18 protein-coding genes and 1 tRNA gene are annotated in these 20928 nt (G+C 70.4%); 9 read left to right on the top strand and 10 right to left on the bottom strand.

Annotation, left to right across the window (positions count from 1 at the left end; translation table 11 throughout):
- From OG953_RS32585 to OG953_RS32575, 3 genes are all read left to right on the top strand, one after another.
- Positions 1–474, top strand: coding sequence for a GNAT family N-acetyltransferase (locus OG953_RS32585; RefSeq protein ID WP_405688812.1), 474 nt, complete (start codon positions 1–3; stop codon positions 472–474).
- 102 nt (positions 475–576) lie between these two features.
- Positions 577–2028 carry a peptidoglycan D,D-transpeptidase FtsI family protein gene (locus OG953_RS32580; protein WP_405688811.1) on the top strand — a complete coding sequence of 484 codons (1452 nt, stop codon included), beginning with the start codon at positions 577–579 and terminating at the stop codon, positions 2026–2028.
- A 340-nt stretch (positions 2029–2368) separates the two neighbouring features.
- Positions 2369–3610 (top strand): MFS transporter, encoded by a 1242-nt coding sequence (locus OG953_RS32575; RefSeq protein ID WP_405688810.1) that lies wholly within the window; start codon positions 2369–2371, stop codon positions 3608–3610.
- Here OG953_RS32575 and OG953_RS32570 read toward each other — a convergent pair.
- Both OG953_RS32570 and OG953_RS32565 read right to left on the bottom strand, forming a co-directional pair.
- Positions 3593–4771, bottom strand: a complete 1179-nt coding sequence (locus tag OG953_RS32570; RefSeq protein ID WP_405688808.1) for a hypothetical protein — start codon at positions 4769–4771, stop codon at positions 3593–3595. The genes OG953_RS32575 and OG953_RS32570 overlap by 18 nt on opposite strands.
- Complete coding sequence (locus tag OG953_RS32565) at positions 4768–5727, bottom strand: 5-dehydro-4-deoxyglucarate dehydratase (protein WP_405688806.1); 960 nt, start codon at positions 5725–5727, stop codon at positions 4768–4770. The genes OG953_RS32570 and OG953_RS32565 overlap by 4 nt, the downstream gene beginning before the upstream one ends.
- Before the next feature lie 331 nt (positions 5728–6058).
- On the opposite strand from OG953_RS32565, the gene OG953_RS32560 reads away from it, so the two are divergent.
- From OG953_RS32560 to OG953_RS32550, 3 genes are all read left to right on the top strand, one after another.
- Entirely contained in the window at positions 6059–6868 is an 810-nt protein-coding gene (locus OG953_RS32560; RefSeq protein ID WP_405688805.1) for an NAD-dependent epimerase/dehydratase family protein, read from the top strand.
- Between the two features lie 67 nt (positions 6869–6935).
- Entirely contained in the window at positions 6936–7154 is a 219-nt protein-coding gene (locus tag OG953_RS32555) for a hypothetical protein (protein ID WP_405688804.1), read from the top strand.
- Positions 7155–7234: 80 nt separating this feature from the next.
- Positions 7235–8446: a TerD family protein gene (locus OG953_RS32550; RefSeq protein ID WP_405688803.1), complete on the top strand. Its 1212-nt coding sequence runs from the start codon at positions 7235–7237 to the stop codon at positions 8444–8446.
- Positions 8447–8554: 108 nt separating this feature from the next.
- Here OG953_RS32550 and OG953_RS32545 read toward each other — a convergent pair whose 3' ends face one another.
- The 5 genes from OG953_RS32545 to OG953_RS32525 form a co-directional block, all read right to left on the bottom strand.
- On the bottom strand, positions 8555–8785 hold the full coding sequence (locus tag OG953_RS32545) for a hypothetical protein (protein ID WP_037711258.1): 231 nt from the start codon (positions 8783–8785) through the stop codon (positions 8555–8557).
- A gap of 78 nt (positions 8786–8863) precedes the next feature.
- Positions 8864–10444: a TROVE domain-containing protein gene (locus OG953_RS32540; RefSeq protein WP_405688802.1), complete on the bottom strand. Its 1581-nt coding sequence runs from the start codon at positions 10442–10444 to the stop codon at positions 8864–8866.
- Positions 10445–10799: 355 nt separating this feature from the next.
- Positions 10800–10881 (bottom strand) — tRNA-Ile (locus OG953_RS32535).
- Positions 10882–10956: 75 nt separating this feature from the next.
- Positions 10957–12417 carry an alkaline phosphatase PhoX gene (locus OG953_RS32530; protein WP_405688801.1) on the bottom strand — a complete coding sequence of 487 codons (1461 nt, stop codon included), beginning with the start codon at positions 12415–12417 and terminating at the stop codon, positions 10957–10959.
- Between the two features lie 219 nt (positions 12418–12636).
- Positions 12637–14091 carry a hypothetical protein gene (locus OG953_RS32525; protein WP_405688800.1) on the bottom strand — a complete coding sequence of 485 codons (1455 nt, stop codon included), beginning with the start codon at positions 14089–14091 and terminating at the stop codon, positions 12637–12639.
- Positions 14092–14288: 197 nt separating this feature from the next.
- Between OG953_RS32525 and OG953_RS32520 the strand changes: the two genes are divergently transcribed.
- Complete coding sequence (locus OG953_RS32520) at positions 14289–16136, top strand: endonuclease/exonuclease/phosphatase family protein (RefSeq protein ID WP_405688799.1); 1848 nt, start codon at positions 14289–14291, stop codon at positions 16134–16136.
- Between the two features lie 13 nt (positions 16137–16149).
- Here OG953_RS32520 and OG953_RS32515 read toward each other — a convergent pair whose 3' ends face one another.
- A complete protein-coding gene (locus OG953_RS32515; RefSeq protein WP_405688798.1) occupies positions 16150–16863 on the bottom strand; it encodes an antibiotic biosynthesis monooxygenase in 714 nt (237 codons plus the stop codon).
- Positions 16864–16999: 136 nt separating this feature from the next.
- Between OG953_RS32515 and OG953_RS32510 the strand changes: the two genes are divergently transcribed.
- The gene (locus tag OG953_RS32510) at positions 17000–18133 is read left to right on the top strand and encodes a lipid II:glycine glycyltransferase FemX (protein ID WP_405688797.1); all 1134 of its coding nucleotides are present in this window, start codon (positions 17000–17002) and stop codon (positions 18131–18133) included.
- Positions 18134–18181: 48 nt separating this feature from the next.
- Here the strand turns inward: OG953_RS32510 and OG953_RS32505 are convergent, their stop codons facing one another.
- Entirely contained in the window at positions 18182–18811 is a 630-nt protein-coding gene (locus OG953_RS32505) for a DUF4232 domain-containing protein (RefSeq protein ID WP_405688796.1), read from the bottom strand.
- 209 nt (positions 18812–19020) lie between these two features.
- On the opposite strand from OG953_RS32505, the gene dapA reads away from it, so the two are divergent.
- Entirely contained in the window at positions 19021–19905 is an 885-nt protein-coding gene (gene dapA / locus OG953_RS32500) for a 4-hydroxy-tetrahydrodipicolinate synthase (protein ID WP_405688795.1), read from the top strand.
- On the opposite strand, the gene dapD is transcribed toward dapA, so the two are convergent.
- The gene (gene dapD, locus OG953_RS32495; protein ID WP_405688794.1) at positions 19902–20891 is read right to left on the bottom strand and encodes a 2,3,4,5-tetrahydropyridine-2,6-dicarboxylate N-succinyltransferase; all 990 of its coding nucleotides are present in this window, start codon (positions 20889–20891) and stop codon (positions 19902–19904) included. The genes dapA and dapD overlap by 4 nt on opposite strands.
- Positions 20892–20928: the final 37 nt, after the last annotated feature.

Here is a 20928-nt window from a genome sequence, read left to right as displayed (position 1 = left end):
ATGCGGGTTTCCCTGCGCGAGGTGCGCGACAGCGATCTGTCATTGTTCTTCGCGTTCATGTCCGACCCGGAGTCGGTCAGGACGGCCGCCTTCACCAGCGAGGACCCCACCGACCGGCATGCGTTCGACGCCCACTGGCGGCGGATCCTGGCCGACGGCTCCATCGTGATGCGGACGGTGGTCGTGGAAGGCGTGGTGGTCGGCAACGCCGGGGCGTACGGGCCGCCGGACGACCGCCAGGTCACCTACTGGATCGACCGGGTGCACTGGGGCCGCGGGCTCGCGACGGCAGCGCTGCGCGCGCTGCTCGACGTCGTACCGGAGCGCCCGCTGCACGCACGGGCCGCGGCCGACAACACCGGTTCGCGCCGGGTGCTGGAAAAGTGCGGATTCGCCGTCACCGGCAAGGACCACGGGTACGCGCACGCCCGCGGCGAGGAGACCGACGAACTGCTGTTCACCCTGCCGGGGTAACCCGGGGAATCACCACCGGCCGCCCCGGCCGATCATGAGGAATCGGTGAGAAACGGCACAACCGGGAACGCCGCGCGGCGCCCCGCTCGTCCATCCCGTGGGATGAACAAGACGATCAGGCACACCTCGGTCTTCTGCCTGCTGCTGGTCCTCGCCCTGCTGGTGCGGGCGACCTGGTTGCAGGCGTACCAGGCAGAGGCGCTCGCAGACAACGAACACAACCGGCGGAACACCATCGCGCAGTACGCGCAGCCGCTCGGCGACATCATCGTGGCCGGGAACCCGGTCACCGGATCGAAGAAAACGGTGGGCAGCGACCTCGCGTACAAGCGCACCTATACCGAGGGCGAGCTCTACTCGGCCGTCACCGGCTACAGCTCGCAGGCGTACGGTGCCACACAGCTCGAAGGGATCTACAGCCATGTGCTGGACGGCACCGACGACCGGCTGAAGAGCCCGATGGACGTGGTGACGGGCAAGCAGGCGGCCCCCGGCAACGTCCTGACGACGATCGACCCGGATGTGCAGAAGGCGGGGTACGAGGCGCTCGGCGACGACAAGGGCGCCGCGGTCGCGATCGACCCGAAGACCGGGCGGATCCTCGGCATGGTCTCCACCCCTTCGTACGACCCGTCGACGATCAGCGGGACGACGGACGGCGACGCCTGGCAGAAGCTGCTCGACGACGAGAACAAGCCGATGGTCAACCGTGCCCTGCGGCAACCGCTGGCACCCGGTTCGACGTTCAAGCTGGTGGTGGCGGCCGCCGCGCTGGAGAACGGGCTGTACGGCTCCGTCGACGAGCCCACGAACAGCCCCAATCCATACACCCTGCCCGACACCAGCACCGTCCTGAAGAACGAGAACGCCTCGGCCCCCTGCGAGAACGCGACGCTGCGCACCGCGCTCCAGTACTCCTGCAACAACGTCTTCGCGAAGGTCGCAGCCGACCTCGGCCAGGACAAGGTCAAGGCGACGGCGGAGAAGTTCGGCTTCAACACCGAGAAGCTCGATGTGCCGGTACGGGCCTCCAAGAGCGTCTACCCGTCCGACATGGACAAGCCGCAGACGGCGCTGACGGGCATCGGCCAGTTCGAGGTCACCGCGACGCCCCTGCAGATCGCCATGGTCTCGGCCACCCTCGCCAACGGTGGCGAACTGGCCGCACCGCACATGGTGTCCGAGGTGACCGACTCCAAGGGCAACACGCTGCAGGACTTCTCGGATGGGGACACCAAGCGGGTCGTATCGCAGTCCACCGCCGAGCAGCTGCGCAGCGCGATGGTGACCGTCGTCGAAGAGGGCACCGGCACCAACGCCCGGATCGCCGGAGCCGAAGTGGGCGGCAAGACGGGTACAGCGCAGAACGGCGTGGGCAACAGCAACACCCCGTACGCCTGGTTCACCTCGTACGCGAAGGACAACTCCAACGGCAAGGAGGTCGCGGTGGCGGTGGTCGTCGAGGACTCGGGTGCGGCCCGCGCGGAGGTCAGCGGCAACGGTCTGGCCGCGCCGATCGCCCAGAAGATGATGAAGGCAGCGCTCAAGGGGTGAGAGGGGCAGGCGCGGAGGCCGGGCTCCGGCTGTCGGAATCCGGCCGATGACGTCCGCCGCCCGACCCCTGCGCGCCCGACGGACTCGCCGAGATCGGCCCGCCGCGCAGCTGCTTCACGCCGAGCAGCTGCGCGGTGAGGATCGCGTGCTTGATCGCCTCCAGCACGTACTGTCCAACGCTTCTGACAGAAGAACTTCACGGACATCCGGCATGCGCCGTACGCCCGGTGCAGTGGCAACGGGTGCGGCCGAGTAGGAGTAGGGCATCCGCCCGATGCCGTCGGACGTCCTTACTCACCAGCCTGACCACGTGACGAGCGTGCGGATCAGGAGGGCTGCGGTGGGTGCGACGGCAAGGTCGGCAACGGTACGGGTGCTGCGGGACCGTACGGCGGGGCTGTTTCTCACGGCGGTCGTCGTCTCCGGATTCGGCAGTTCCGCGATGTCGCTGGCGGCGGGGATCTGGGTCAAGTCGCTGACCGGCTCGGACAGTCTGGCGGCGCTCGCCCTCTTCGCCGTCTGGCTGCCGGTGCTCTTCGGGCCGGCCCTCGGGGCGGTGGCCGACCGATGGCCCAGGAAGCCGCTGCTGGTCTGGTCGAACGTCGTCATGGCCCTGCTGCTGACCACCTTGACCGCGGTGGATTCGGCGGGGCGGATCTGGATCCTTTTCGCGGTGCTCGTGCTGTACGGGACCAGCTTCGTGCTGATGGACTCGGCCGAGTCGGCCCTGGTCGCACAGGCCGTGGACGCCCGCCTGCTGGGCGATTTCAACGGCTTGCGGATGATGGCGAACGAGGGCATGAAGCTGCTGGCCCCGCTCACCGGTGCGGCGCTCTACGCCCGCTTCGGGGGCGCCTCGGTGGCCCTGCTGGACGCGGCCTCCTTCGCGCTGGCCGCCGGGCTCTACGGACTGCTGCGGGTACGGAAGCAGGACCCGGCGACGGTCAGGGACCGGGAGGGCGGATGGGCCGCCGGGATGCGGCAGGTCTGGGGGTCGCCAGTGCTGCGGCCGCTGGTGCTCGCCGGATCGGTCACGATGCTGTGCGCCGGTCTCAACGGGGCGACGCTGTACGCCGTCGTGGACGGGAGGCTCGGTCACTCCCCCTCGTACGCGGGTGTGCTCTCCGTGGCGCAGGGCGTCGGGTCCATCATGATCGGGCTACTGGCCGGGCCACTGCTGCGGCGGCTGCCGGAACGGGTGTTCACGGCGGCGGGGATCGCCGTGTTCGCGGTGGCGGTGGGGCTGCGGGCGCTGCCGTACGACGCGGTGGCGCTGGTGGCCTGCGGCCTGATCGGGGCCGGACTGCCGTGTGTACTGATCGCCGCGATGACGGCGGTGCAGCGGGAGACGCCGGACGCGCTCCTGGGCCGGACGGCGGCGACCGCCGGCACGCTGATGTTCGCGCCCAACGCGGTGGCGCTGGGGCTCGGCGCGGGGCTGGTCGCGCTGGTGGACATACGGGTGCTGCTGCCGCTGGTGGGCGCGGCGGCGTTGCTGACGGCGGTGCTGCTGGTCACGGACCGGCGGGGACGGCTGACGGACGCCCCCACCGGCCCGCTTCCTTCATCGACCGAGGCGTGACAGTGCTCGGGCGACGGTCCCGAGGTCCGGGTCGGAGGCCAACCCGGCGTGGTACAGGCGCAGTTGGTTCGCGCCGCACGATGCCGCATGCGCGGCGTCGCGCTCCAGCGTGGTGGGGCTGCCGCCCATCCCCGTGACCACGGTGAAGTTGGCCGCGAGCACGCCCTCGCGCCCGGCGAACGGGCCGAGTACGGCCTCGCGCGCCGCGTCGCCGCCGGTGCAGGGCAGCACCACGCCGTCCGCCACGGACAGGATGTGCTCCGGGTCGACACCGACGTTGGCGCCACAGCGGTACGGCGCGGGGTCGGCGTGCAGCAGCACCTGGAAGCCCGGCTCCGCCGCCGCCCGTACGGCGGCGACCGCGGACTCCTGGAGCGTACGTGCGACCCGGCCGCGCCACTGGAGGGTGGCGGCGGCGAGGTCGGCGCCGAGGAGCTTCTCGATGCCCGCCCACCCGACCTCCGGGGAGCCGGAACCGGACCAGGCAGGCTTCAGCGCGCGGCGTACGGTCGCGGCCAACTCGTCGGCGTCCAGGCCGTGTTCGGCGTATCCGGTCCGGCAGTCGGGGCAGAAGCAGAGCGACATCAGATACTGTGCCGCGTCCCCGAGGCCGACGCCCGCGATCTTGTCGTGGGCGTGCAGATGCGCGAAGCCGTACCAGCCGCAGGACTCCAGCTCGGTGCCGCGCGCACCACCGCGTACCGCCGCCTCCGCCGCCAGAGCGACCAGGTACTCGCCCACCGCGGGCCGTGCGATGCACGGCGCCCAGGGGTAGCGGTCGCCGTACGCGTTGACCACGGAGGTGTCCGGGTGCTCGGCGCCCAGCCGGGAGTTGTGCGCCAGGACCACCCAGGTGTGCACCTCAAGACCGGCGTCGGTGAGGGCCTGTGCGGCCTCGGCGTACGGATCGGCCGAGGCCACCCAGGACTGCTCGTACGGACGGAGCTCGCGCCCCGCCCACCGGGCGGCGCCCGGCGGGTAGAGCACCGCGGCATGCTCGGCCGTGACGATGCGGCGGCCGGGGTGGCGCGGGGTCAGCGCCCGGGTGGAGTGATAGGCGGCGGCGAGCGTCACCTGCTGGACTCCCAGGTCGGCGACGCGGGCAGCCGCGTCCGGGTCGCCGACGACGTCCCACGGGTAGAGGAAGGCGGAAGTCTTCACCCGCGCTGCTCCTGCCCGTACTTCTCCAGCAGGGCGCGGCCGCGCGCGATGATCTCGGTGAGCTCCTCGATGTGGGCGGCGGGCGGCTCGCTGAGCGGGGTGCGGACCTCGCCCACGTCCAGGCCGCCCAGCCGGACGGCTGCCTTGACGAGCGAGACCGCGTAGCCGCGGCCCTTGGCACGCAATTCGACGAGCGGCCGGTAGAAGTGGTCGAGGAGCGCGCCCGCGAGATCGTCGTCGCCGGAGTCCAGCGCCCGGTAGAAGGCGAGCGCGATGTCGGGTGCGAAGGCGAAGACGGCGGAGGAATAGAGGGTGACGCCGATGCCCCGGTAGGCGAGGCCGGTGAGTTCGGCGGTGGGCAGCCCGTTGAAGTAGAGGAAGTCCTGGCCGGGCAGTTCGGTGCGGACGGCGCTGACGATCCGCTGCATCAGGTCGAGGTCGCCGTAGCCGTCCTTGAGGCCGATGATGCCGGGCGTCCCGGCCAGTGCGACAACGGTCTCCGGGGTGAAGACGGCATTGTCCCGCTGATAGACGATCGTCTCCAGACCGGTGGCCGCGGCGAGCGCCGTGTAGTGGCTCAGCAGCCCTGCCTGGTCGGCGAGGACGAGATACGGGGGCATGGCGAGGAGCCCGTCCGCGCCCGCTTCCTCGGCGAGCTTCGCGTACTGGATCGCGAGCGCCGTGCCGTATCCGGCTCCCGCGACGACGGGCACCTCTCCGGCGGTCTCCTCGACGGCCGCGGCGACGACGAGGCGGAATTCCTCCGGCGTCAGGGCATGGAACTCACCGGTGCCGCAGCAGGCGAAGACGGCCGCAGCACCGGCGTCGATGCCGGTCCGTACATGCGCGCGGAAGGCGTCGACGTCGATCGCGCCGTCCGGTCCGTACGCGGTGACGGGGAAGAAGAGCGGCCCGGCGACACGGGTGAGTCGGGCGGCAAGAGGGGCTGAGGTCACGGGCGCTCCCTGAGCAGGTTCAGGCGTACACACTTCTGATCGGTGTCCATATTCATGAACACCCTCACGCTAAGGCAGCAGCCCGGCACAGGTCAAGGCGGGAACGCGCAACCCGCCCGATCGCAAAGACGGAGTTACCGACTCCACGGGAGGCTCCGCGAGAGGGGTGCCCGACACTTGACGCAGTACGTCACGACTTCTTAGCTTGTCCATGCATATGAATACTGTCCATGGATTTGACGTCCCGCGGGTACATGTCGCAGGTACCGCAGGGGCCGCGCACGCGCGCGCAGGCCGCGCGCGTGCACCTAAGTACCGAGGAGATCCGCATATGCCCGCTCCCCGCACCGTCCTGCTCACCGGCGCCGCCGGCGGCCTCGGCACCCTGATGCGCGGACTTCTGCCCGCGTACGGCTACGAGCTCCGCCTCCTCGACATCGCCCCGGTCGAGGGCGAGCCGGACGCGATCACGGCCGATCTCGGTGACAAGAAGGCGCTGCGCGAGGCCGTACGGGGTGTCGACGCGATCATCCACCTCGCGGGCATCTCCCTGGAAGCCTCGTTCGACAAGATCCTGAAGGCGAACATCGAGGGGACGTACAACCTCTACGAGGCCGCGCGCGAAGAGGACGTCGGGCGCATCGTGTTCGCCTCCTCCAACCATGTCGTCGGCTACACCCCCCGCCCGCTGCCCGGCGACCCGCTGATCCCCATCGACGCCCCGCGCCGCCCCGACACCTTCTACGGCCTGTCCAAGTCCTTCGGCGAGGACCTCGCCCAGTTGTACTGGGACCGGCACGGCGTGGAGACCGTCTCCGTACGCATCGGCTCCTGCTTCCCCGAACCGACATCCGTACGGATGCTCTCGGTCTGGATGAGCCCCGAGGACGGCGCCCGGCTCTTCCACGCCGCGCTCACCGCCGAGGACGTGCGGCACACCGTCGTCCACGGCTCGTCCGACAACACCCGGCTGTGGTGGGACCTGACGACGGCCCGCTCGCTCGGATACGAGCCGAGGGACGACTCGGAACCGTACGCGGCCAAGCTCATCGCCGAACAGGGTGAGCTGGACCCGGACAACCCCGACCACGCCCACCTCGGCGGCCAGTTCTGCACCAACCCGCCGATCTGGCCGCACTGAACCCGCGGCTCGGGTCCGCGGAAATCCTCGCGACAGCGCACCCTGACAGACGGCAGGATGCGGAGCCATGCCGAGACCTTCCGGATTCCTGTACGAGCAGCACGGCGACGCGAGCGTCACCATCACCCACCACGGCCGCCCCGCGGGCACGCTGCGCGGCGGCCGGGCCGAGAAGTTCCTGGCCGAGGTGGCATCCGGGGACGCGCAACTCGTGATGGCCCGATGGACCGGGGCGTACAAGCACGGCAACGAGCGCACGGCCCGCAACCACCCCCGCAATCGCTGATGGAGGGGCTCCGGCCCCGCACGGCCGAAGGTCCGCGAAGGTAAGGGAACGGCAAAGCCCGGTCGTTCGTTACCCCGTGCATGACCGCTATGACCCCCGGCTCGAACATCCCTCTCTCCGCCGCCCGCGTGGCAGTGGACGTCTCCGCACCGGTGCGGCTCGACGTTTCGGGCCTGCTGCTCACCGCCGACGGCAGGGTGCGCTCCGACGACGACTTCATCTTCTACAACCAGCCCGCCGGCCCCGGCGTGAGCTACCGCTCCGGCGGCGGCACCGCACCGGACGCGATCGTGGTGGACACCACCGCGGTCCCGTCCGGCATCGAGAAGATCGTCGTCACGGCGAGCCCGGATGCGGCGGGCCAGACCTTCCAGAGCATCGAGCCCACCGCGACCGTGCGCAACGCCGACGACGGCAGTGTGCTCGCCACCTTCACCCCGCCCCAGCTGGGCACCGAGACGGCGCTCGTGGTCATCGAGGTCTATCTCCGCAACGGCGCCTGGAAGGCCCGCGCGGTCGGCCAGGGCTATGCGAACGGACTGGCCGGTATCGCCACTGACTTCGGCGTCTCGGTCGAGGAGGAGCCCGCCGCCGCGCCCGCGCCCACCCCCGTCGCGCCCCCGATGCCCACCGCCGCCCCGGTGGACCCACGGATCCCCGCGCCTGCGGCCCCCGCGGCCCCGCCTGCCGCTGCTCCCGCGCCCGCCGCCTCCGGCAAGATCAACCTCGACAAGGGCCGGGTCAGCCTCCAGAAGAACCAGACCGTCTCCCTGGTCAAGGGCGGCCGGCCGCTGCTCTCCCAGGTCAAGATGGGCCTCGGCTGGGAGCCCGCGTTCCGCGGCAAGGACATCGACCTCGACGCCTCGGTGATCGCCTACGGTCCCAACCGGAACCACCTGGACAGCTGCTACTTCGGCAAGCTCTCCATCCTGAACGGTGCCATCAAGCACTCCGGCGACAACCTCACGGGCGAGGGCGCGGGGGACGACGAGGTGATCGTCGTCGACCTGGGCCGGATCCCCGCGGAGGCGACCGGCCTGGTCTTCACAGTCAACTCTTTCACCGGCCAGAAGTTCAGCGATGTCGCCAAGGCCTACTGCCGGCTGATCGACGCCGCCACCGGCGAGGAACTGGTCCGCTTCGACCTGACCGGCGCCGAGCCGCAGACCGGCGTGATGATGGCCAAGCTGATCAAGCAGTTCTCCGGCGAGTGGGAGATGACGGCGATGGGCGACTTCGTGAAGTCGCGCACCGTCCGAGGCATGGTGAAGCCCGCCGCCCAGGCGCTGTAACCCCGCAAGAGCTTCCGACACACGGCTTCAGGGGCACCTGCGAATGGCAGGTGCCCCTGAAGCCGGAGAGCGTAACGGGGACGCGGACGCTGTGCGTTGCCGCCTCTCTCAGAGCTTGGTCAGCTTGGAGTACGGGCTCAGGATCCTCCCCTGTCGCCCCGAGAAGTCGATGAGCACTGCGTCGTTGTCGCCCTCGACAGCAAGGACGCGACCGAGTCCGAACTGATCGTGCGACACCCTGTCGCCCACATCGAACAATTCGACCGGTGGGGCCGCCTGGGCCGGGCGGTTGAAGGGACTGGAAGGCAGGTGACGCCGGGATCCGGCTGACTGTTTCATTACCTTGAGTATGCGCCCTGGGAACGCCCGACGCCATGCCCGTCCACTTCTGGGGGCGCACTGATGCCGGATTCGTAATCAGAGATTCCAGGGCCAGTCCGCGTCCCGGCCCGCTTCCAGCAGCGGCACCATGCGGAACGCCGCGTCCGAAAGACCCCCGAAGGTGTGGCGATTCCCGCCTCCCGACGGGGCGTGCCCGACCCGGTATCCGGCCAGGTTCCAGGTGTAGACGGGCACGCCGGACGGCACGGCCGCGGTGGCATCCGCGGCGTACGAGAACGACGCCTGCTCGTCGGTGACGATCAGTACCCGGTCGTGCTTCCGGTAGTGCCGGCGCACCGCCTCCGCGGTGTTGGTGCCGCCGAGGTCACCGAAGCGCTCCAGGACCTTCAGCACGGACTCGCCCCGGCGGTACTTCACCGGTGCGCTGTTCGTACCGAACTGCACGAGATCGGCGTCGGCCGCCCGTAGTGCCAGTGCCGTACCGAAGATCGCGGCGGCGTCGGCCCGGTTGAGCTGCGAGCGGTCCGAGAGCGGCGACCACATCGAGCCCGAGCGGTCGACCAGGATCAGCGTCCGCCCCGGCAGCGCGGGCACATTGCCCAGGGAGTGGCCGAGCGCCTTCTCCAGCGGATGTGCCCAGCGCAGCGAGGGCGCGTGCTGGTAGGCGGCGAGGTAGCGGAACGGGAACTGCCGCGATGCGGCGACCACGGCCGGATCGCAGATCTTCGCAGCCACCTGCGCGGCGACCTCGTCCGATACGCCCGCCTCGTCGAAGTTGCGCAGATTGCGGACGAGCGCCATCGCACCCATCGACGGAATCACCGCTTCCCAGGCCTTGGCGTCCATCGGCCCCTGCAGCCAGCCCGCCAGGGCCTCCCAGGTCATGCCCGCCGCAGCCAGCCGGTCCGCACCGTCCGCACCGTCGACCACTGCCCGCCGCTCCTCGACCGGCAGCTCCATCAGCGCACGGTGGGCGGTGAGGGTGCGATTGGAGGCCGGCACCACGGCCGCCTCCGGGTGGTGGCGACGGTCGAGGGCGTACCGGAACAGCTCGCCCTGCCACGGCTTCTCCGGGTCGGGCGAGGCGTGCACCAGATTCAGGATGTCGCCGAAGCGGTAGCCCTTGGACGCGGTGTCGTACTTCAGCAGCGACTTGCCGTTGTAGAGGCGGCGCACGGCATCGGCGATGCCGCGCTTGACGGGCTTGGGCACGGCGCGGCCGTAGCGCGAGGTCCAGTACCCGAGAAGTTCACCGGGCTCGTCGGCGCGCAGCAGGACGGAGTCGACGACCTGCCGGTTGGACGGTCCGTCCTCGGCCCCCGCGTCGAGCCGCGCCTTCACATACTCGGCGGCGCCGACGATCGAAGCGGTACGCATCTGACCGTCGCGGCGCAGCCAATGGAGCAGACCGGCGGTCCACTCGGGGTCGCCGACGGCGAGCACCCGCACCAGTTCGGCGAACCGGTTGTCGCGCCGCTCGCCGTCCTCGTAGAAGGTCTGCTGCGAAACGAAATTGGCGACCGCGAGCAGAAACAGCTCGGAGCGGTTGTCGCGGAGATGTCCTCGGCCGCCCTGATGGGTCGGCGCGGTGCGCCCGGTCGACTTCACGGGCGAGGTGGTGCGGGGCTTGGTGATGCGGATGTTGAAGCGTGCCATGTGAATTCCCCCGAATTCATTGGGAGAAGGCACAGCGGGAAAGGGTGCCCGAGATCAGGAGTCGGCGACGGGCTTGCCTGATGCTCCACCCCTTGAGCTACCGGCCGTGGCCGGACGGGACTTGAACCCGCAACCGTCAGATCCGAGAAGTATCCGTCACCTGCGCACCGGGCACCCCCCGATGTCTGTGCCTCCCGAGATCAGAGTCGGCGGCGGCAGTTTCATGGCAAGAAGTAGCCGCAGCCTGCGCACCGGGAGGTGCATGCAGTCATTGCTGATGAAGTTGTGATGTCCAGAGATCAGGGTCGGCGGAACCGACGAAGGTGCTCTGCCAACTGAGCTACACCGGAACGAGTTCCGGTGGCGGGACTCGAACCCGCGACATCCCCATTATCAGTGGAAGTAGGTCCTGCCTGCGCACCTGGACACAGACAGGACTCTAGAGGGGAACTCCACGGCGCGCGAGGGAATTACGCGCGGGCGACTCACCCGGCCTCCGGTGGTACCGGACGTCAGTGACGGTTCGGCTGGCGCTTCCACGGACCGGTGATGGCGAGCATGATGCCCGGCGTCTGGATGTTGGCGTACAGCGTCTTGCCATCGGGCGAGAACGTGACACCGGTGAACTCGCTGTACTCCGGCTCCTGTTCGCTGCCGATGTTCAGCTCGTTGCGGGCGATCGGGTACGTGCGACCGCTGTCGGTCGCCCCGAACAGGTGCTGGATGCCGTTGCCGTCCTCGGAGATGACCAGACCGCCGTACGGCGAGACGGTGATGTTGTCCGGGCCGTCGAAGGCGCCGTCCTTCGACGGGTCGGCGTTCACACCGAGGAGCACCTTCAGCGTCAGCGTGCGGCGCTTCGGGTCGTAGAACCAGACCTGGCCGTCGTGCTGGACCGGGCTCTCCGCGCGGGCGAACGAGGAGACGATGTACGCGCCGCCGTCGCCCCACCACATGCCTTCGAGCTTGCGTGCGCGGGTGACCTCGCTGTCCGCGAACTGCTTGCGCACCGAGACGGTCTTCGCGTCACGGTCGGGTACGTCGACCCAGTCCACGCCGTACACCGTGCCGATCTTGGTGGCGCGGGACAGGTCGTCGACGAACTTGCCGCTGCTGTCGAAGCACTTGGTGGCCTGGAGGACACCGGCGTCGTCGGCGAGCGTGCGCAGCTTGCCGCGGCCGTGCCGGAAGCCGTGCGGCGGAACCCAGCGGTAGAGCAGTCCGTTGGGGCCCGCGGCGTCCTCGGTCAGGTAGGCGTGGCCGCGCTTGGGGTCGATGACGACGGCCTCGTGGGCGTACCGGCCGAGCGCCTTGATCGGGCGCGGGTCACGGTTGGCGCGCTTGTCGTACGGGTCGACCTCGAAGACGTAACCGTGATCCTTGAGCAGGCCGTTCTTGCCGGCCTTGTCCTCGGTCTCCTCGCAGGTGAGCCAAGTGCCCCACGGGGAGGCGCCACCCGCACAGTTGGTGGACGTACCGGCGATGCCGACCCACTCGGCGGTTCGGCCGTCGTGGCGGGTCTCCACGACGGTGCAGCCGCCGGCCGCGACCGGGTCGTAGACGAGGCCCTCGGCCAGCGGCACCGGGTGCTCCCAGCCGGCACGGGTGCCGCTCAGCTCGTGGTTGTTGACGAGCAGGGTGACGCCGCGCGGGCCCTCGAAGGTGGCCGTGCCGTCGTGGTTGGAGGGGGTGTACTCGCCGGACTCCAGCTTGGTGACACCGCTGTGGGTGATGACCTTGTAGGAGAAGCCGACGGGCAGCGCGAGGAGTCCCTCGGGGTCGGCGATCAGCGGCCCGTAGCCGGGCTCGTGGCTGTGACCGTGGTCGTGACCGTGGCCGTCGTGGCCGTGCTTCGAGTCCTCTGCGGCCAGGGCACCGGGCGCGGTGGCCAGCGCGGCGACCGTACCGGTCAGGGCGATGCCGGCACCGGTGAGGGCGGACGTTCTGGTGAATTCCCTGCGCGTGAAGGGCATCACGTACTCCTGGAGCAACTGGGCAGATTGTTGGCGCGCCCACAGTCGCGCCCCTGCGCCAACACCAGTTGAACTACGGACGACGTCGAGGGGCATCCTTCCTGTGCAGTTGGCCGGATGTGGTCGGCCGGAGTGGATGGCGCGCCCGTTCCGTGGCGTCCGCCGCGAACCGCCACGCTCACGCCGCCCGCGTGAGCGGGCGGCGCAACCGCCTGGGTCTCAGGCCCCTGTCCGCGACCGCGCCTTGAACGCCGCCTTGCGGGCCTCCTTGGCCTTCTTCTTGTCGCTGTGCAGCCGCCCCATCGCTTCGAGGACGTCCGCCGTGGCCGGGTGTTCCACGCGCCACGCCTCGTCGAAGAAGCCGCTGTGCCGGCCTGCCAGGCCCTCGACCAGGCCCTGGAGCGCTTCCAGATCGCCCTCGGACTCCAGCTGGGCCGCGATCGTGTCGATGGCGAGCCAGAAGATCATCGACTCCGGCGGTGCGGGTACGTCCACCGCGCCCAGCTCCGCGAGCCAGACCCGTGCGAGACCGCCCAGCTCGGGGTCGTCCAATACTGCGCGTACCGCGGGCTCCGCCTCCGCACCGACCAGGGCGAGCGCCTGCTGGCAGTGCAGGCGGCGCAGCGGTGCCTGCTGGTCCGCGCCGCGTGCCGCCGCGAGGAGTTCGGCCGCGGCGCCGTCCGCGCCGCGCCGGGTGAGCCACAGCTCGACCTCGCTGCGCGCCGCCGTCTCGGGGTAGTACGCGATGCCGCCGAGGAGTGCGTCGGCGGCCTTGTCCGCGAGGTCACCGATCGCCGGGGCGTCCACTCCGGCCTCCAGCATCCGGGCCCGGATGCCGTACAGGCCGAGCGGGGTCAGCTTCACCATTCCGTACCGGGTGACGTCCTCGTCGTCGGCGGGCGGGGTGGCGTCCTCCCCCTCCTCGGCCAGCAACGCCTCGTCCAGCGGGCGGTATTCGACGATCCCGATGGGTTCGAGGACCCGGAACTGGTCGTCGAGGCGCATCATCGCCTCGGACACCTGCTCAAGGACGTCGTCGGTGGGCTCGCCCATGTCGTCGGGCACGATCATCGACGCGGCGAGCGCGGGCAGCGGTACGGGCGCCGCGTCCGCTCCGCCGTCGCTGACAGTGAGCAGATACAGATTGCCGAGGACCCCGTCGAGGAATTCCGCCTCGACCTCCGGGTCCCAGTTCAGGGATTCGAAGTCGATCGAGCCGTCCTCGCCGACGAGATCGGCGAAGTCCTCGAAGACGGGCGCGGTGGCGTCGGCGTGGACGGCCTCCAGACCGTCGAGCCAGATCGAGAGAACGTCCTGCGGTGAACCGCCGGTGATCAGCGCCAGGTTCTCACCGGCGGAGGCGGTCCCCTCCGCGTCCTCTCCCGCGGCCTCCTCCGGGTCCTCGATGTCGACGAGCCCCGTGTCGACCGCGAGCCGCCACGCCTCGCTCGCCTCCGCCGCACCGTCCTCGTCCGCCGTGAGGCCGAGGTGCTCGGCCGCCGCGGGCAGCTGTTCCTCGACGAGCTCGCCGCCGGCGCCGACCCGGGTCTCCGGGCCCGCCCAGCGGGCGAGCCGGACAGCGCGGGCGAGCAGCGGCGCGGCAAGCGCGTCCCGTGCCAGCTCGGCCTCGGTGCGCAGCCGTACGGGCGGCAGGGTGGGGCGCTCTGCGGACATCAGGTGGTTCTCCTCGGGACGTACGGGGCGTACGGGTTCAGGCGGCCCAAGCGTAGACGCATTTCGCCCCATGCCACCCGGTTCATGCGACGGACAGCGGAAGTCGACCCGGGGGACCTTGACAACTGCCTTGCCCACACAAGAGATTGACGCGCGTAGACCCCCATTCCTGACCCTCGATACCCCCGGAGCCCGTGATGCCCGCCGCATCGTCCAGAACGACCGCTGTCTCCGCCGTAGTCACCGCTGCGCTCGCCGCGGGCCTGCTCACCGGCGCAGCCACCACCTCCGCGTCCGCCTCCCCGTCCGCCGACGGCCAGGTCCGGATCCACGACATCCAGGGCACCACCCGGATATCCCCGCTCACCGGCCGGCAGGTCAGCGGTGTCGCGGGCATCGTCACGGGTGTACGGACGTACGGCTCGAAGGGCTTCTGGTTCCAGGACCCCGAGCCCGACGCCGACCCCGCCACCAGCGAGGGCGTCTTCGTCTACACCGGCTCCGCGCCGACCGTCGCGGCCGGTGACGCGGTCACGGTCTCCGGCACGGTCACCGAGTACGTCCCGGGCGGCCTCTCCTCCGGCAATCAGTCGCTCACCCAGATCAGCAGGCCCACCGTGGCGGTGGTGTCCTCCGGCAACGCGCTGCCCGCGCCGGTGACGGTCTCGGAACGCTCGGTCCCCTCGCGGTACACCCCGGAGGGTGACCCCGCGGCGGGCGGCTCCATCGACGCGCTCCCCCTCGCCCCGTCCCGCTACGCCCTGGACCACTACGAGTCCCTGGAGGGCATGAACATCCGCATCGGCACCTCGCGGGTGGTCGGCGCCACCGACCCGTACGCCGAACTGTGGGTGACGGTGAAGCCGCACGAGAACGCAAGCCGCCGCGGCGGGACGGTCTACGGCTCGTACACCGCGCAGAACACCGGCCGGCTCCAGATCCAGTCGCTGGTGCCGCTCGCCGAGCAGCCGTTCCCCACCGCCGATGTCGGTGATGTGCTGTCCGGTACGACCGAGGGGCCGCTCGACTTCAACCAGTACGGCGGCTACACGCTGACCGCCCGCACCCTGGGCACGGTCACCGGCAAGGGCCTGCGCCGGGAGACGACCCGCAAGCAGCGCGGCGGCGAGCTGGCGGTGGCGACGTACAACGTCGAGAACCTCGACCCGGGCGACCCGCAGGAGAAGTTCGACGCGCTCGCCGCCGCCGTGGTCCACAACCTCGCCTCGCCCGACATCGTGGCGCTGGAGGAGATCCAGGACAACAACGGCGCGAAGAACGACGGTACGGTCGCCGCCGACCAAACCGTCAAGAAGTTCACCGACGCGATCGTGGCGGCGGGCGGCCCGGCGTACGAGTGGCGTTCCATCGACCCGGAGGACAAGAAGGACGGCGGTGAGCCCGGCGGCAACATCCGCCAGGTGTTCCTCTTCAACCCGGAGCGGGTGTCGTTCACCGACCGCGCGGGCGGCGACGCGACGACGGCAACCGATGTCGTGCGGGAGCAAAGCCGGGCGGCCCTGACCCTCTCCCCCGGCCGGATCGACCCGGCGAACGCGGCGTGGCAGAACAGCCGTAAGCCGCTCGCCGGAGAGTTCAGCTTCCGCGGCCGTACGGTCTTCGTCGTCGCCAACCACTTCGCGTCCAAGGGCGGCGACGAGTCCATCGTCTCGCAGCACCAGCCGCCGACCCGCTCGTCGGAGGTCCAGCGGCACGCGCAGGCCGAGGCGGTCAACACCTTCGTCGAGAAGCTGCTGAGCGTCCAGAAGAACGCGGACGTCCTGGTCGTCGGCGACATCAACGACTTCGAGTTCTCCGGCACGACAAAGGCACTGACGGCCGGTGGCGTGCTGTACCCGGCGGTGAAGTCCCTGCCGCGCCCGGAGCGTTACTCGTACGTCTACCAGGGCAACACCCAGGTCCTCGACCAGATCCTGACCAGCCCGTCGATCGACGACTTCCGCTACGACAGCGTGCACATCAACGCCGAGTTCGCCGACCAGAACAGCGACCACGACCCGCAGGTGCTCCGCTTCCGCCCGTAGCCCCCGCTCGACGCTACGCGTCCGCCCTCGGCCCCATGCTGAGCGCGGGCGTGTACCGGTGCACGCCTGAGCCGACGACCCCCGGGTACGACTGCACCCGCCCCCACTGCGGCGTCCTCGACCCGATCCCGTCACCTGACCCGGCCAGCGCGTCGGCGTGGGCCTGCGCGCTCTGCCATTCGGCGTAATTGAGTACGCGCGTTCCGTCGGTGCTCACATGGAAGTGTCCGGAGATGCCGCCGGGGGCGGGCGCGGGATCGGTCCCCAACGCCTCGAACACGGTGTCCACCCAGTCCCGCTGCCGCGCCTTGTCCGCCCCCTCGAACTCGATGCCGACGATCGCGACGCACCCCGGCTCCCGCCCGTCCCCCTCCCGCGGCAGCGCGGAACGGTACAGCTCAAGGGTGTGCAGCCCCAGCCGCTGGATGCCCGGCACGGCGGCGTCGATGTCCGCGTTGCGTTCGTCCCTGCCGTGCCGGAAGAAGTCCTGATACGCCTGCTCCCCACTCCACTGGGTGTAGTGGAACAGCGTTTTCCCGTCCTCACCGACATGGACGGTGTACGAGAGAAGCCCCGGATGCGGCCACTCACGGCTGTCCCACGCCCTGCGGATGGCCTCGACCGTCTGCCGCTGCCGCTCGGGGGTGCCGACATCGCAGGTGCTCGCCCTGACCAGTCCGACGTCGTTACGGGCAAGATCAGGACGGGATTCGAATTGCACACTCATGACGGGTCCTCCTGAATGGTGCACCCATGCGGTGCGCCGCTGCCGACCACACTGATACGTCAAGTGCGCTTGAGGTCAACACCACTCCCTGTTGACGCCGTCAGGCCCACCGACAGGACAACGAACGGAGTACCGCATGAAGCTGCGCCTCAAGGCGATCACCCGTGAGGAACATCTGGCGTTCGTCGCGAGCCGGCCCGCCGTGAGCCATATGCAGGTTCCGTCGTGGGGCGATGTGAAGCCCGACTGGCGCGCGGGGAGCATCGGCTGGTTCGACCGGGACGGCACCGGCCCGGAACGGATCGTCGGAGCCGGGCTCGTCCTCTACCGGCCGATCCCCCGGGTGCGGCGCTATCTGGCCTATCTGCCGGAGGGCCCCGTCATCGACTGGCACGACGCCGGTCTGAGCCGGTGGCTGGATCCGATGCTGGCGCATCTGAAGGCGCAGGGTGCGTTCTCGGTGCGCATGGGCCCACCGGTGGTCGCCCGGCGCTGGGACGCCGGGACCGTCAAGGACGCCATCGCCGACCCGGCCACCGGTCGGCTGCGCGACGTGGAGGCGGATGTGAACGAGCCGCAGGCCGCCCAGGTCGTGGAGCAGCTGCGCCGACTGGGGTGGCAGCAGGGCGAGGAGGGCGGCGAGGAAGGTTTCAGCGCCGGACAGCCCCGGTACGTCTTCCAGGTACCGTTCGCCGGGCAGTCGCTGGAGACGATCCGGGGCAATCTGAACCAGCAGTGGCGGCGCAACATCAAGAAGGCGGAGAAGGCGGGCGTCAAGGTCGTCGAGGGCGGTTACGAGAACCTCCCTGCCTTCTACGAGCTGTACCGCGAGACGGCCGAGCGCGACCGCTTCATCCCCCGCCCGCTCGTCTACTTCCAGCGCATGTGGACCGCGCTGCGGACCGAGGACCCCGACCGGATGCGGCTCTATCTCGCCCATCACGACGGCGAAACGCTCGCCGCGGCGACGATGCTGACCGTCGGGAACCACGTCTGGTACTCCTATGGCGCCTCGACCGGCCGCAAGCGCGAGGTCCAGCCGAACAACGCCATCCAGTGGCGCATGATGAGCGACGCGCACGAGCGGGGCGCGGCCGTCTACGACCTGCGTGGCATCACCGACACCCTGGACGAGAGCAACCATCTCCTGGGCCTGCTGCGCTTCAAGGTCGGCACCGGCGGCCGCGCAGCCGAGTACATCGGCGAGTGGGACCACCCGATCAACAAGGTGCTCCACAAGGCCTTCGCCCTCTACATGGCGCGCCGCTGACCCCGCCCGCTCCAAAGGGCGTCGAGCGCCGCCGTTCGATTCGCCGGGCTACCGGGACGGTTCGGTCCGCCAGGCGGTCATGTTCAGCTCGTCGAGCAGCCGTACGTCGCTTCCCTCCAGCGGGAAGGTGCGCGCTTCCAGGCCGGGGGCCGGTGCGATCTCCAGCGCGTCGCCCTCGATGAGGTCGCCGCCGGTCGGGGTGGAGACCCAGGCGAGGAGCGACCGCATCGTCTCCCCCGGCTTCAGCATGACCTCCTTCGGCCCCGGGTCGCTCCCCATGTAGGAGGAGCCCGGATTCACCGGGACCGGCAGCGGGTCACCGGCGTCGTCCAGGGCCCGGACGGACGGATACCCGTCGACGCGGTACGGCTTGCTGCCGCAGTTGGTGAGGGTGAGGCCGACGGCCCGGTGGCCCAGCGCGGCCTCGACCTCGCCCATCTCGACGACGACTCCGGAGGACGGACAGTCGGCGCCCGCGGTGGGCGCGGGGGCGGGCCCCTGCCCCGACGGAGGCGGCGGCCGGTCGGGGAGCGCGGCGGAGATGCTGGGAAACGGTGACGGCAGCTTGTCGGCGTGCACCCCGTACGAGGCGCTCGCTGTGGGCTCCGGCTCGCCCTCGCCCGCCGGCACGAGAAATCCGGCGCATCCCGAGAGCGACAGGCCCAGCGCCCCGGCCATGAGCACGGTCGCCGTCGGCCTCCGTCTCCCGGCCCTCGCCCGTTTCGGTTCCCGCACGCTCATGAACCGCCCCCGTGTCGGTCGGCCGCATAGGCGTTCGATCATGCCAGAGCGCGGAGCCCCCTCCCACAATTGTTGAGCATTTCTTCCCCTCCACCCCAAGAAGAACTAAGTGGACCTTCACGGTTCGGCCGACCGACACTTCAGGGATGACAGCACCTGTGGCCCCCTTCGGCCGCGCGCTCTGCGCGATGATCACGCCGTTCACCGCTTCCGGCGCGTTGGACCAGGACGCCGCCCAGAAGCATGCCACCTCTCTGGTCGCCGACGGCTGCGACGGTCTGGTGCTCAGCGGCACCACCGGCGAGTCCCCGACCACCACCGACGCCGAGAAGACCGCACTGCTGCGGGCGGTCAGGGCGGCGGTCGGCGACGGCGTGCCGATCGTCGCCGGGGTCGGCAGCTCGGACACCCGGCACACTGTGGCCCTCGCCCAGCAGGCCGAACAGGCGGGCGCGGACGGCCTGTTGGTGGTGACGCCGTACTACAGCCGACCGCCGCAGGCCGCCGTCGAGGCGCACTTTTGTCGCGTCGCCGACGCGACCGGCCTTCCGCTGATGCTGTACGACATCCCCGGCCGCACCGGCACGCGCGTCGAGCCGGAGACCCTGCTGAGACTGGCGGAGCACCCGCGCATCGTGGCCGTGAAGGACTGCGCGTACGACCTGCTCGGCTCCACGAAGGTGATCGGCGCGACCTCGCTGGCGTACTACTCGGGCTGCGAGGAACTGAATCTGCCGTTGTACGCGGTGGGCGCGGCGGGCTATGTCAGCACGGTCGCCAATGTCGCACCCCGGCAGCTGAGGGCGGTCCTGGACGCCTTCGACGCCGGGGACACCGCGGGGGCCGCCCGGCTCAACCGGCTGACCGTCCCGCTCGCGGAGCTGATGATGGCGTCCGGACTGCCCGGCACGGTCACGGCGAAGGCGCTGCTCGACGCCGGACCGGTCCGGGAACCGCTGCAGCCCGCCGGGCGCGAGGCGGCCGACGGGCTGCGGAGGGCGTACGAGGAACTCCTCGCCGCTACGAGCTAGTTGTGGCTGTGCAGGACGTCGTTGAGGCCGTCCCAGACCGCGTTGTTCGGGCGGGCCTCGACGGCGCCGGTGACCGAGTTGCGGCGGAAGAGGATGTTCGAGGCGCCGGAGAGCTCACGGGCCTTGACGATCTGGCCGTCCGGCAGCGTGATGCGGCTGCCGGCCGTGATGTAGAGCCCGGCCTCGACGACGCACTCGTCGCCGAGCGCGATCCCGACACCGGCCTCGGCGCCGATCAGGCAGCGCTCGCCGATGACGATGCGCTCCTTGCCGCCGCCGGAGAGGGTGCCCATGGTGGAGGCTCCGCCGCCGATGTCGGAGCCGTTGCCGACGACGACACCGGCGGAGATCCGGCCCTCGACCATCGACGTGCCGAGGGTGCCCGCGTTGAAGTTGACGAAGCCCTCGTGCATGACGGTGGTGCCGGAGGCGAGGTGCGCGCCGAGCCTGACCCGGTCGGCGTCGGCGATCCGGACGCCCTTCGGCGCGACGTAGTCCGTCATCCGGGGGAACTTGTCGACCGAGGTGACCTGGAGGTGCAGGCCCTCGGCGCGGGCGTTCAGCCGCACCTTCTCCACGTCGTCGACGGAGACCGGGCCGAGCGAGGTCCAGGCGACGTTGGTGAGGAGGCCGAAGAGGCCGTCCAGGTTCTGACCGTGCGGCTGGACGAGGCGGTGCGAGAGGAGGTGCAGGCGCAGGTACGCGTCGTGCGCGTCGAGCGGCTTGTCGTCGAGCGAGGCGATGACCGTACGTACGGCGACGATCTCGACACCGCGGCGGGCGTCCACGCCGATGGCCTTGGCGGCGCCCTCGCCGAGGAGGTTGACGGCCTGGTCGGGGGTGAGCCGTTCGGTTCCGGCCGGGCCGGGCTCTGCGGTGAGCTCGGGGGCGGGGAACCAGGTGTCGAGAACGGAACCGTCGCCGGCGATGGTGGCGAGGCCGGCGGCGACGGCGCCGGTGGTGCGAGCAGGAGTCGTGTCGGTCATGACACGAACCTAACCGGCGAGGCACCGCCGGAGCCAA

The sequence above is a fragment of the Streptomyces sp. NBC_00057 genome (assembly GCF_045041165.1).
Taxonomy (GTDB): domain Bacteria; phylum Actinomycetota; class Actinomycetes; order Streptomycetales; family Streptomycetaceae; genus Streptomyces.
The sequence above is the reverse complement of the archived record's forward strand: the minus strand, read 5'-3'. Positions and strand labels throughout refer to the sequence as shown.